We start from the raw sequence: 12,321 nt of genomic DNA, 5'->3' as shown, positions 1-12,321 counted from the left end.
CAGCAGGCCGGCGCGACGGGCCGACTCGGATCAGAAGGTGAGCACCGCGCGCGCCACCCGGCCCCCCTCCACGTCCTCACGGGCCTTCTCGAAGTCCTCCACCGGATGGACCGCCGTCACCAACTCGTCCAGCATCAGGCGCCCTTGCCGGTACAGGCCGGCGTACAGGGCGATGTCCCGCTGCGGGCGCGAGGAGCCGTAGCGGCAGCCGAGGATCGACTTGTCCAGGTAGAGGGACGAGACCAGGAAGGACGCCTCGGCGGTGGCCGGGGGCACGCCGAGCAGGACGGCCTGGCCGTTCCGGTCGAGCAGGTCGACGGCCTGGCGGATCAGCTCGACGCGGCCGACGCACTCGAAGACGTGGTCGGCGCCCGTCGGCAGCAGGTCCCGGACCCCTTCCGCCGACGTCAGGAAGTCGGTCGCGCCGAACCGCCGGGCCACCGCCTCCTTGGCCGGATTCGCGTCCACCGCCACGATCGCGAAGGCACCCGCGAGCCGCGCGCCCTGCAGGACGTTCAGGCCGATCCCTCCGGTGCCGATGACGACCACGGTGTCCCCACGGTCCACGCGGGCCCGGTTCAGGACCGCGCCGACCCCGGTGAGCACCCCGCAGCCGATCAGCGCGGCCGACGTCCACGGAATGTCCTCGGGTATCCGTACCGCCTGCACGGCCTTGACGACCGTGCGTTCCGCGAAGGCCGAGTTGGCGGCGAACTGGTGCACCAGGTTCGCGCCCCGGGTGAACGGTTTCCCCGGTCGACCGATGGCCCGCCGGCACATGGTCGGCCGCCCCCGGTCGCACTCCGCGCAGGTCCCGCAGTTGGCGAGCGTGGACAGCGCCACGTGATCACCGGGGCCGACATGGGTGACGCCCGCGCCCACCGCCTCCACCACCCCGGCGCCCTCGTGGCCGAGCACCACCGGCACCGGGAACGGGATGGTTCCGTCCACCACCGACAGGTCGCTGTGGCACAGCCCGGCCGCCGCGATCGAGACGAGCACCTCGCCGGGCCCCGGCTCCCGTACGGCCAGGTCGTCCACGACCTGCACCTGTTTGCCGTCGAACACCACTCCACGCATCACACGGCCCCCTTCGGGTCTCCGGGCAGTCCGAGCACGCGCTCGGCGATGATCGTGCGCTGGATCTGGTCCGAGCCGCCGTAGATGGTGTCGGCCCGGGAGAACAGGAACAGGTGCTGGTCCGCGTCGAGCGGGTACGGTGCCGCGGCCGACCAGTCCGCGGGTCCCACGGCCGCCCCCGCTCCCCTGACCCGGACGGCCAGCTCGCCCAGGCGCTGGTGCCAGCCGCCCCACAGCAGCTTGGCCACACTGGGCGCGCCCGGGTCGCCGGAGCCGCCGAGGGTGCGCAGGGCGTTCCAGCGCATGGCGCGCAGCTCGGCCCACTGCCGGACGAGCGCGGCCCGCAGGACCGGGTCGCCCGCGGCTCCGGTGGCCACGGCCGTGCGGACCACCGCCGCCAGTTCCTCGGCGAAGCCGATCTGCTGGGCCAGGGTGGACACCCCGCGCTCGAACCCCAGCAGGCTCATCGCCACCCGCCAGCCGTGTCCCTCCCCGCCGACGACGTGCTCCACGCGTGCGCGTGCCCCGTCGAAGAAGACCTCGTTGAACTCGCTCGTACCGGTCAGCTGCCGGATGGGCCGGACCTCGACGCGGCCGGGCTGGTCCATGGGGACGAGGAGGAAACTCAGCCCGCGGTGCCGGCGCGTGTCCGGGTCGGTCCGGGCCAGTACGAAGCACCAGTCGGCCTCGTGGGCGAGCGAGGTCCAGATCTTCTGCCCGGTGATCCGGTAGTACGCGCCCTCACGCACCGCCGCCGTGCGCACCCCGGCGAGGTCCGACCCGGCGTCGGGTTCGCTGTACCCCTGGCACCACAGTTCCTCGCCGGCCGCGACGGGGGGCAGGAAGCGGGCCTTCTGCTCCCGCGTCCCGTGGGCGAGGAGCGTCGGACCGAGCAGGTTCTCGCCGATGTGCCCCGAGCGGGGCGGCGCGGCCGACCGGGCGTACTCCTCGGCCCAGACGACCTGGCGGGTCAGACCGGCGGTCCGGTTGCCGTACCCCGCCTCCCCCCAGCCGAGCCCGATCCAGCCGGCCTTGCCCAGCGTGCGTTCCCAGGTACGCCGGTCCGTACCGGGGTCGACGTGAGCGGCCAGCCACGCCCGGGCCTCGCCCCGGAACGCCTCGTCCTCTTCGGTGAACCCGAACTCCATGTCAGCCACCTCTGGTTGATTGCCGGGCCCTGACGCCGGCGCCGGTGCCGGCGCTCGGCGGGGGCGGTTTCGCTTGCCCGCGCTCACGCGGTGCCACCTGCGCCGGCACGCGCCCCCAAGGGGCGCGGGGAACTGCGCGGGCAACCCACCCCGCACCCGCAGCCGCCGGACCGCCCCGGCCCCTGGACCAGTGGGCGCCCGGGCCCCCGGACTAGCGCGCGTTCGGCCGGGTCCCGCTCCGCGCCGCCTCTTCCATCGCCGCCACCCGCTCGAGCATCGGCATCGGGTCCACCCCCACCACCCCCGGCAGGAACTCCGCGATCGTTTCCGGCGTCCACCCGCCGGAGGCGTACGCGGCGCGCAGTTCCCTCGGCTGGGCCCACACCGCGATCTTCGGTCCGGCGATCGTGTACACCTGCCCGGTGACGCCCTGCGCGGCAGCCGCGTCGGACAGCAGGTACACCACCAGCGCGGCGACGTCCTCCGGCTCCCCGATCTCCGCCAGTTCCATGGGTACGTTGGCCGACATCCGCGTCCGGGCCACCGGCGCCACCGCGTTCGCGGTCACCCCGTACTTGTGCAGGCCGAGCGCCGCGCTGCGCACCAGCGAGATGATCCCGCCCTTCGCCGCGCTGTAGTTGGCCTGGGAGACGGAGCCCTGGTGGTTGCCGCTGGTGAAACCGATGAGCGTGCCGGTCCGCTGCTTGCGCATCACGGCGGAGGCGGCCCGGAACACGGTGAACGTGCCCTTCAGATGTGTGGCGACGACCGGGTCCCACTCCTCCTCGGTCATGTTGAACAGCATCCGCTCCCGCAGGATCCCGGCCACGCACACGACCCCGTCGATGCGGCCGTACGACGCCACGGCCCGGTCCACGACCCGCTGCCCGCCGGCCATCGTGGAGATGTCGTCGGCGACCGCCACCGCCTCGCCGCCCGCCGCCTCGATCTCCTTGACGACGGCCTCGGCGACCTCGCTCGTGGGCGAGGCGCCGTCCACCGACACCCCGTAGTCGTTGACGACGACCTTCGCCCCTTCGGCCGCCGCCGCGAGCGCGACGGCCCGCCCGATACCGCGCCCGGCACCGGTCACGGCGACGGCCTTCCCTGCCAAGAAGTTCCCCACGTCCGGCCCCTTCCCGCGGTTTCTGACGGTCCGTTAGATTTTAGGGCCCGCCGGACGTGCGGGCACAAGCCCCGGGAGGCACCGGATGACACTGCCGGAGGAGTTCCACGAGATCGCCGAGCGCGTGAACAACTGGGGGCGCTGGGGGCAAGACGACGAGATCGGCACACTGAACCTGATCACCGACGACGTCGTGCGCGCGGCCGCCGCCGAGGTGCGCACCGGTCGCCGCGTCCCGCTCGCCCTGCCCCTCCGGCGGGACGGCGTGCAGACCGGGATGATCCCGGGCCGGGTCGATCCGCTGCACGTGATGGTGCAGCTCAACCAGGAGCTGTTCGGCCCGGGCACGGTGGCGTGCAGCGACGACGCGGTGACCATGGGACTTCAGGCGGGCACCCACTGGGACGCGCTCACGCACGTGTCGCACTCCGGGAAGCTCTACAACGGCCGTCCGGCGCACACGGTCACCGCGCACGGCGGCGCCGAGTTCAGCGGCATCGACAAGGCGCGGCACGTCGTCTCGCGCGGGGTACTGCTGGACGTGGCCCGGGCGCGCGGCGTGGACCGGCTGGCGGGGGGCCACGCGGTCACCCCCGACGACCTGGAGGCGGCGGAGGAGCTGGCCGGTACGCGCGTGCGGTCCGGTGACATCGCGCTCGTGCGCACCGGGCAGGTGCAGGTGTATCTGGCCGGGGACAAGCACGGGTACGGCTATCCGTCGCCGGGGCTCTCGGTGCGCTGCCCGGAGTGGTTCCGCGCGCGCGATGTGGCCGCCGTCGCGAACGACACGCTCACCTTCGAGATCTTTCCGCCCGAGATCGACGGTCTGTGGCTGCCCGTGCATGCCCTGGACCTGGTGGAGATGGGAATGCTGCAGGGCCAGAACTGGAATCTCGAAGAGTTGTCCACAGCCTGTGGAGAAGCGGGGCGGTATGCGTTCCTGCTGTCGGCGATGCCGGAACCGTTCGTCGGCGCGACGGGAACGCCCGTGGCGCCGGTGGCCGTCCTCTGAGAGCCGTCGCGGGATGACGCGGCTGGCGGCGCGCCTCCCCCACCGTCACGCGCACGCGCCGCCATCCGGTGCGACCCACACTCGACGAGGACCACCGTCGGCCGGGCCCTCGTCGTCCCCTCGCGGCGAATCGACGCCCACCAGCCTGATCAGGCACCCGGGGGACGTCAACGCCGGTGCGCACACGGATCGCTCAGTGCCTGCTCGGGGCGACCGCGCACGGGTGCACCTCCGGCGCACCCGTGATACGGGGGTCTACACAGCCTCGAAGGCGAGGTCCTCGTACGCGGACTGTCCGCCCCCGTACGCCATCGCCGCGCTCTTCCCGGGCCGTGAACAGCGGTCCAGTTCACACCAGATGCTCTTGCCCCCGCCCTCGGGGCTCCAGCCCCAGCGGTCGGCGAGACAGTCCACGAGGGCCAGGCCCCGGCCGCCGGTGGCGTCATTGCCGGCACAGCGGGGCACGGGGGCGCGGGAGCTGGTGTCGGCCACCTCCACCCGCACCGTGACCGACGCGGCGTCCTCGGCCACCGGGCCCGGCAGGCAGAGCCGCAGCACGGCCGGACGGCCGGTGTGCACCACGGCGTTGGTCACCAGCTCGGAGACGAGGAGGATCAGGGTCTCGGCCAGCGGCTCGTCGGCCGTTATGCCCGACCCGCAGAGCCGCGAGCGGGCCCATCTCCTGGCGCGCCCGACCTCCGCGGGGTCGGGCCGGATCTCCAGCTGCACTTGAAGCACCTGCACCGCTCACACCATCCGAACCGGCGGACTCATGACCCCTCGCCCACCGCGCACCGCGGCGGAAGCCGCGGCGGCGATCACGACGGGGGCCACGATCGTAGCCATTTTCTGCATGGCCAGAACAACGGCCAGAGCAAGGATCACGGTCTGTGACTCCCTTGCTAGACAGCATGGTTGACGTACAGTCACCCCAACAAGCGCTTCGGGCATATTCCCGCGCGAAGGAGTACGCCTGCGGCATACTGTGCGACGCTCGTGCCGGGGAGTCGAACAGGCGGGGGCGGTGGGCCCGACCGCCCTGCGAGCAGCGGCGCGCACCGCAGGACCCGGCACCGCCCCAGGGGTACCGCCGGCTCGGCCCGTCCGCGCAGCCACTCGCATCCCACACAAGGTACCGGAGGGGGCCCCTGACTCCAGGTCGCGACGAGTCACGTGAAGGACACAACCCGGTATCGACGCTCCGTGATGCCGGTAGGCCACGATCCGCGACAACGTGGGCCAAGGCTTCCCGGGCACCGCAGCCCGGGAAGCGGCCGGCGGCTCAGTCCACCAGCCCGGCGGCGAGCAGTTCCTCACTCTGTGTGCTCCCCCCGGCACGCCGGGCCCGCACCCAGGCCCGCTTCAGATGCAGGTGCACGTCCGCCTCCCAGGTGAACCCCATGCCGCCGTGCACCTGGAGGCAGTCGCGGGCCCCTTGGACGGCGGCCTCGTCGGCGAGCAGCCGGGCGGCGGCGATGTCGGCCGGGTCGGCGGTGACGGCGGCGGCGTAGACGGCGGCGCGTGCGGTCTCGGCCCGCACCAGCAGCTCCGCGCACAGGTGCTGCACGGCCTGGAAGGCGCCGACGGGCCGCCCGAACTGCTCACGGGTCCGGGCGTGTTGCACGGCCAGCTCGCACACCCGGCCGGCCGTACCGAGCTGCTCGGCGGCGGTGAGGAGCGCGGCCCGCGGGTCCGGCTCGCCCGCGCGGGCCACCCGGTGCAGCGGGGTGAGCGGGTCCACCGACCGCAGCGGTACGGCCCCGGAGGTGTCCCCGCACACGACGTCCGCCGCGTCGAGCCACTCCACCAGCTCCCCGTCGACGGCCGCCACGACCGTCTCGCCGCCGGCCGCGCCGGGCACGCTGCCGGCCGCGAGGTGCGTGGCCACGAGCGGCCCGGGCAGCAGCGCCCGCCCCGCCTCCTCGAAGACCAGCACCGCCTCGGGCAGGCCGAGGCCGGCCCCGCCGTCCGCCTCCGGCAGCCGCAGGCCGAAGAACCCCGCCTCTCCGAGGACCCGCCACAGCGCCCGGTCGAGCCCCACGGGTGCGTCGACGGCAGCGCGCAACGCCTGTCTCCCGAAGCTCCCCTCCAGCAGCTTCCGCGCGCCCCGGCGCAGCGCGACCTGGTCGTCGCTCAGCCGGAAACGCACGGTCGCCTCCCGCCGGGGCCGACCCGCCCCTGTCCCGCCGTGAGCCGAGGACTCACGCTCACCTCCCCTTGGGCAGGCCGAGGATCCGCTCGGCCACGATGTTGCGCTGGATCTGCGAGGTGCCGGCGGCGATCGTGTACGACAGCGAGGACAGCCGGTCGAGCACCCAGGGCCGGTCCAGGTCGAGGCTGTCGGGGCCGAGCACCTCGGCCGCGGTGTCGTACAGCTGCTGCCGGGCGTGCGAGTAGCGCAGCTTGAAGACCGAGCCGCCGAGACCGGGGACCGGGCCGCTCGCCTCGGCCTCGCTCACGTTCCACTGGGTCAGCCGCCACAGGGCGCGGAACTCCGCGTCGAGCCGGCCCAGCCGGCGGCGCAGCACGGGGTCGTCCCAGCGGCCGTTCCCCCGGGCCGTGCGGGCCAGCTCGCCGAGGACACGGCGGCAGGCGACGACCTCGCCGACGAAGGCGGTGCCGCGCTCGAAGGAGAGGGTCACCATGGTGACCCGCCAGCCGTCGTTCTCCTCCCCCACCCGGTTGACGGCCGGCACCCGCACCTCGTCGAGGAACACCTCGGCGAACTCCGCCGACCCGGCGAGCGTGCGCAGCGGCCGTACGGTGATGCCGTCGGCGTCCATGGGCATGGCGAGCCAGGTGATGCCCTTGTGCCTGGGTGCGTCCGGGTCCGTGCGGACGAGCAGCTCGCACCAGTCGGCCACTTCGGCGTGGGACGTCCAGATCTTGGACCCCGTCACCACGTAGTCGTCGCCGTCCCGCCGCGCGCGCGTGCGCAGTGCCGCGAGGTCCGAGCCGGCGTCCGGTTCGCTGAAGCCCTGGCACCAGACCTCCTCGCCGCGCAGGATCGGCGGCAGCCAGCGCGCCCGCTGCTCGGGCGTGCCCTCGGCCGCGATCGTCGGCCCGGCGTGCAGCAGGCCCACGAAGCCGGCGCCCACATAGGGCGCGCCCGCCTTCTCGGTCTCCTCCAGGAAGATCGTCCGCAGGGTCGGTGAGGCGTCCCAGTGCACGCCGGCGTACCCGGCGTCGTACAGCATCCGCTGCCAGCCGAGGTCGTAGGCGCGGCGGCCGGGCCAGTCGTCCGGGGACGGCTTGGCCGGCAGACCGGGCAGCACCTCGGCGAGCCACTCGCGCAGCCGGAACCGGAACTCCTCCTCCTCGGGCGTGTACGAGAGGTCCATCACTCGTCGAGGTCCAGGTCGAGCATGCGGATGGCGTTGCCCCGCATCAGCTTGTACACGGTCTCGTCGTCGAGGCCCTTCACATGGTCGAGCGCGACCTCCTTGGTGTGCGGGAAGGTCGAGTCGACGTGCGGGTAGTCGGTCTCGAAGGTGGCGTTGTCGCGGCCGACGACGTCCAGCGAGGCGACGCCGTGCTTGTCCCGGAAGAAGCAGCAGAAGATCTGCCGGTAGTAGTACGTCGACGGCGGCTCGGGGACCAGGTCGCGCACCCCGCCCCAGGCGCGGTGTTCTTCCCACACGTCGTCGGCACGCTCCAGGGCGTACGGGATCCAGCCCATCTGGCCCTCCGAGTAGGCCAGTTTGAGCCGCGGGAACCGCACCAGGACCCCGCTGAAGAGGTAGTCCATCATCGACGCCATCGCGTTGTTGAAGCTGAGCGAGGCCTGGACGGCGGGCGGTGCGTCCGGGGAGGCGGCGGGCATCTGGGAGCTGCTGCCGATGTGCATGTTGACGACCGTGCCGGTCTCCTGGCAGACGGCGAAGAACGGGTCCCAGTAGCCGGAGTGGATGGAGGGCAGCCCGAGGCAGGTGGGGATCTCCGAGAAGGTCACCGCCCGCACCCCGCGGGCCGCGTTCCGCCGGATCTCCGCGACGGCCAGCTCCACGTCCCACAGGGGGATCAGGCACAGCGGGATCAGCCGGCCCCCGCTGCCCCCGCACCACTCCTCCACCATCCAGTCGTTGTAGGCGCGCACACAGGCCAGTGCGACCTCCTTGTCGTGCGCCTCGGCGAAGGTCTGCCCGCAGAAGCGGGGGAAGGTCGGAAAGCAGAGGCTGGCCTCGACGTGGTTGAGGTCCATGTCCTCCAGCCGCGCCTTCGGGTCCCAGCAGCCGCGCCGCATCTGCTCCCGGGTGATGCCCTCCAGGGTCATCTCGTCCCGGTCGAAGCCGACGGCGGCGATGTTCCGTTTGTACGGGAACTTCAGGTCCTCGTAGATCCACCAGTCGGTCGGGGGGCCCTCCGGGTCCATGGTGATCCTGTACTTCCCGCCGACGTACGCCAGCTCCCCGATCCCGGCGGTCAGCGGCCTGGGTCCGCGGTCCCGGTACTTGGCGGGCAGCCAGGTCTCGAAGAGGTGGGCGGGCTCGATCACGTGGTCGTCGACGCTGATGATGCGGGGCAGTTCGGTCGCCATGGTCCCCTCCGCCGAGCGGTACTTATCTGATGGTCCGTCAGATAGCATGACAGCTGACGAGTCGTCAGCCAAGCAGGGGGCAGCCATGAACGAGACCCCGCACACCCTGGGTTCCGCCCGCACGCTGTGGGAGCTGGTCGCCCGGCGCGCCGCCCTCACCCCCGACCGCCCCGTGTTCCTGCAGGCCGGCCGCAGCCTGACCTTCGGCGAGCTGCACGCGCGCGCCGAACGCGTCGCGGCCGGCCTGTACGGCATGGGGGTGCGCGCCGGCACCGTGGTCGCCTGGCAGCTGCCCACCCGCATCGAGACCGCCCTGCTGTCCTTCGCGCTGGCCCGCCTCGGCGCCGTGCAGTCCCCGGTCATCCCCTTCTACCGGGACCGGGAGGTCGGCTTCGCGCTGCGCGAGTCGAAGGCTGAGTTCTTCGCCGTACCGGGCGTCTGGCGCGGCCACGACCACACCGGGATGGCCCACCGCCTGGGCGCCAAGGGCGTCTTCGAGGCGTACGACGCCCTGCCCGACGGCGACCCGTCCGTGCTGCCCCCGCCGCCCGCCGAGGGCACCTCGGTGCGCTGGATCTACTGGACCTCGGGCACCACCTCCGATCCCAAGGGCGTGCTGCACACGGACCGATCCCTGATCGCGGGCGGCTCCTGCCTGGCCCACGCCCTGCGCCTGTCCCCGGACGACGTGGGCTCGATGGCCTTCCCGTACGCCCACATAGCCGGGCCCGACTACACGGTGATGCTCCTCCTCTACGGCTTCCCGGCGGTGATGTTCGAGCACTTCGCGCTGCCGGACGCACTGGCGGAGTACCGGCGCCACGGGGTGACGGTGGCCGGCGGCTCGACGGCGTTCTACTCCATGTTCCTGGCCGAGCAGCGCAAACGGCCGGCCGGGAAGGTGATCCCCTCCCTGCGGCTCCTCGCGGGCGGCGGCGCCCCCAAGCCGCCCGAGCTGTACCACTCGGTGGTCCGCGAGATGGGCGTCCAGCTCACCCACGGCTACGGCATGACCGAGGTCCCGATGATCACCATGGGCGACCCGCAGGACAGCCCCGAGAACCTCGCCACGACCGAGGGACGGCCCCCCGAGGGCATGGAGATCCGGATCGTCCACGGCGAGGTACGACTGCGCGGCGAGGCCGTCTGCCAGGGCTACCTGGACGCCGCGCAGACGGCGGCGGCCTTCGACCCCGACGGCTTCCTGCGCACGGGCGACCTCGGGCACCTGACGGACTCCGGCCACCTGGTCCTCACCGGCCGGCTCAAGGACGTGATCATCCGCAAGGGCGAGAACATCTCCGCCAAGGAGATCGAGGACCTGCTGGCCACGCACCCGGCGGTGGCCGACACCGCGGTCGTCGGCCTGCCGGACGCCGAACGCGGCGAACTGGTCTGCGCGGTGCTGGAGCAGCGCCCGGAGACCGCGCTGCTGACCCTGCCGGAGATCGTGTCCTTCCTCCGCGGAAAGGGACTGTCCGTGCACAAGCTGCCCGAACGGGTGGAGGTGGTGGACGCCCTCCCCCGCAACGACACCCTGCGCAAGGTGCTGAAGTACAAGCTGCGGGAGCGGTTCTCCGCCCCGGCGCCCCGGCGGACCCCTTGACGCGACCACGGTTCCCGGCCGATCCCTGCCTGATACCCGGTGAGTTCCCGGGCTGTCTCTGCAAGACGGGAAGGAGGCGGCCGGGGTTGTCCGACTCCGGGACCATTCGGTCCGCCTCCGGGTCCGTCGCTGGTTGCAGAAATCATGTCTTCTCGATGGATTCGCCCAACTCGCGCGCGCGAAAGGGTGGGTGCGTCCCATACGCACCCGACCCAAGGACTCCCCTCTCGTGCGAAGCAGTCGAACAGCCCCCTTGCTGGCGGTCAGTGCCGTCGCCGCCCTGGTCCCCGCGCTCGTCCCGGTCACGGCGTCCGCCGCGGAGGATCCCCTCGGCCAGTACCTCCAGCAGAAGCCGGCGTGGCACCGCTGCGACAGATCCGCCCCCGCCTCCTACCAGTGCGCCACGATCAAGGTGCCCCTCAACTACGCCCGCCCGGACGGCAAGAAGGTCGGCCTCGCGATATCGCGGATCAAGGCGACCAGCAGCACGGAGCGCCGTGGCGTGCTCCTCATCAACCCGGGCGGGCCGGGCGGCACGGGCGTCGAGATGCCGCTGTTCCTGAAGGACGAGCTGCCGAAGTCCGTGCGGGCCAGGTACGACCTGATCGGCTTCGACCCGCGGGGCGTCGGCCAGAGTTCCCCCGTCAGCTGCGGCCTGACCGGCGACGAGCTGAACTGGGACCGGCCGTACAAGCCCGGGACGTTCGCCAAGGACGTGAAGTGGGCCCGTGCCTTCGCCGACAAGTGCAACGCCAGGCAGGGCGGCAAGCTCCGCCACATCACCACCCGCAACACCGCCCGGGACATGGACGTGATCCGTGCCGTGCTCGGCGAGAAGAAGATCTCCTACCTCGGATACTCGTACGGCACCTACCTCGGCGCGGTCTACACGCAGATGTTCCCCCAGCGCGCCGACCGCTTCGTGCTGGACAGCGCCGTGGACCCCGCCCGCATCTGGCGCGGCATGATCCAGGTCTGGGCGGAGGGCACCGAGCCCGCGTTCACCCGGTGGACCGAGTGGACGGCCGAGCGGGACTCCACGTACCGGCTGGGCAGGACTCCCGAGGCGGTCCGCAAGACCTTCTACGACCTGGTCGCCCGCGCCGACCGCAAGCCCATCGACGTCGACGGCATGCGGATGACCGGTGACGACATCCGCTCCAACGGCCGTGCCGTCTTCTTCAGCGTGCGCGACGCCGCCGACTGGGTCGTCCAGCTGAAGAAGGCCGCCGCGGGCCGGCACTCGGCCGCGAAGCCCAAGGCACCGGCCCCGGTTCCGCCGTCGTTCGCCCGTGCCACGCCCGAGGACAACGGTGACGCCGCCTTCTGGACGGTCGTGTGCGCCGACACCCGCGCCTGGCCGCGCGACCCCGAGCAGTACCGCAGCGACGCGGTCCGGGACAAGGCCAGGTACCCGCTGTACGGCGACTTCGCCTCCAACATCAAGCCGTGCGCCTTCTGGAAGCAGAACGGCGGCGAACCCGCCACCGTGGTCGACAACAAGGTCGGCGCGCTGATCCTGCAGAACGAGTGGGACTCCCAGACACCGCTGACCAGCGGCCAGGGACTGCGCCGTCTCATGAAGGGCGCGAAGATGGTCACGGTCGCCGGGGGTGTCGGGCACGGCGTCTACGGCACCAAGTCCTGCGCCGACAAGACCGCCACGGCCTACCTGACCACCGGCAAGCTGCCGGCGAAGGACACCACTTGCCAGGCCCCGGCGGAAGCGCGGGAGCGCAGCGGCGTCAACCCGCTGCCGATCCCGACGCCCCACGTCCCCGGGCTGGGCAGCCGCTTCTGACCCCCGGCGGG

Annotated in this window: 10 protein-coding genes; 3 read left to right on the top strand and 7 right to left on the bottom strand. The window is 72.5% G+C overall.

The features are described from left to right. Positions 1–30: 30 nt before the first annotated feature. The 3 genes from JK359_RS08085 to JK359_RS08075 all read right to left on the bottom strand — a co-directional run bounded on the left by JK359_RS08085 (position 31) and on the right by JK359_RS08075 (position 3,354). Complete coding sequence (locus JK359_RS08085; RefSeq protein ID WP_201833411.1) at positions 31–1,080, bottom strand: Zn-dependent alcohol dehydrogenase; 1,050 nt, start codon at positions 1,078–1,080, stop codon at positions 31–33. Beyond that, on the bottom strand, positions 1,080–2,228 hold the full coding sequence (locus tag JK359_RS08080; RefSeq protein WP_201833409.1) for an acyl-CoA dehydrogenase family protein: 1,149 nt from the start codon (positions 2,226–2,228) through the stop codon (positions 1,080–1,082). Before JK359_RS08080 ends, JK359_RS08085 begins: the two co-directional genes overlap by 1 nt. 211 nt (positions 2,229–2,439) lie before the next feature. After that, complete coding sequence (locus JK359_RS08075) at positions 2,440–3,354, bottom strand: SDR family NAD(P)-dependent oxidoreductase (RefSeq protein WP_201833407.1); 915 nt, start codon at positions 3,352–3,354, stop codon at positions 2,440–2,442. 85 nt (positions 3,355–3,439) lie between these two features. Here JK359_RS08075 and JK359_RS08070 point away from each other — a divergent pair, with 85 nt between their 5' ends. Next, the gene (locus JK359_RS08070; protein WP_201833405.1) at positions 3,440–4,366 is read left to right on the top strand and encodes a cyclase family protein; all 927 of its coding nucleotides are present in this window, start codon (positions 3,440–3,442) and stop codon (positions 4,364–4,366) included. A gap of 255 nt (positions 4,367–4,621) precedes the next feature. On the opposite strand, the gene JK359_RS08065 is transcribed toward JK359_RS08070, so the two are convergent. The 4 genes from JK359_RS08065 to JK359_RS08050 all read right to left on the bottom strand — a co-directional run bounded on the left by JK359_RS08065 (position 4,622) and on the right by JK359_RS08050 (position 8,903). Continuing rightward, positions 4,622–5,095 carry an ATP-binding protein gene (locus tag JK359_RS08065; protein ID WP_201833965.1) on the bottom strand — a complete coding sequence of 158 codons (474 nt, stop codon included), beginning with the start codon at positions 5,093–5,095 and terminating at the stop codon, positions 4,622–4,624. 553 nt (positions 5,096–5,648) lie between these two features. Then, complete coding sequence (locus tag JK359_RS08060; protein WP_201833403.1) at positions 5,649–6,515, bottom strand: acyl-CoA dehydrogenase family protein; 867 nt, start codon at positions 6,513–6,515, stop codon at positions 5,649–5,651. Between the two features lie 58 nt (positions 6,516–6,573). Beyond that, entirely contained in the window at positions 6,574–7,707 is a 1,134-nt protein-coding gene (locus tag JK359_RS08055; RefSeq protein WP_201833401.1) for an acyl-CoA dehydrogenase, read from the bottom strand. Beyond that, positions 7,707–8,903, bottom strand: a complete 1,197-nt coding sequence (locus JK359_RS08050; RefSeq protein ID WP_201833399.1) for an amidohydrolase family protein — start codon at positions 8,901–8,903, stop codon at positions 7,707–7,709. The genes JK359_RS08055 and JK359_RS08050 overlap by 1 nt, the downstream gene beginning before the upstream one ends. Positions 8,904–8,988: 85 nt before the next feature. On the opposite strand from JK359_RS08050, the gene JK359_RS08045 reads away from it, so the two are divergent. Next, positions 8,989–10,509, top strand: coding sequence for a class I adenylate-forming enzyme family protein (locus JK359_RS08045; protein WP_201833397.1), 1,521 nt, complete (start codon positions 8,989–8,991; stop codon positions 10,507–10,509). A gap of 229 nt (positions 10,510–10,738) precedes the next feature. Then, positions 10,739–12,310 carry an alpha/beta hydrolase gene (locus tag JK359_RS08040; protein ID WP_201833395.1) on the top strand — a complete coding sequence of 524 codons (1,572 nt, stop codon included), beginning with the start codon at positions 10,739–10,741 and terminating at the stop codon, positions 12,308–12,310. Positions 12,311–12,321 lie beyond the last annotated feature (11 nt).

This window comes from Streptomyces actinomycinicus, assembly GCF_016741775.1.
In the GTDB taxonomy this organism is placed as follows: domain Bacteria; phylum Actinomycetota; class Actinomycetes; order Streptomycetales; family Streptomycetaceae; genus Streptomyces; species Streptomyces actinomycinicus.
The sequence above is the reverse complement of the archived record's forward strand: the minus strand, read 5'-3'. Positions and strand labels throughout refer to the sequence as shown.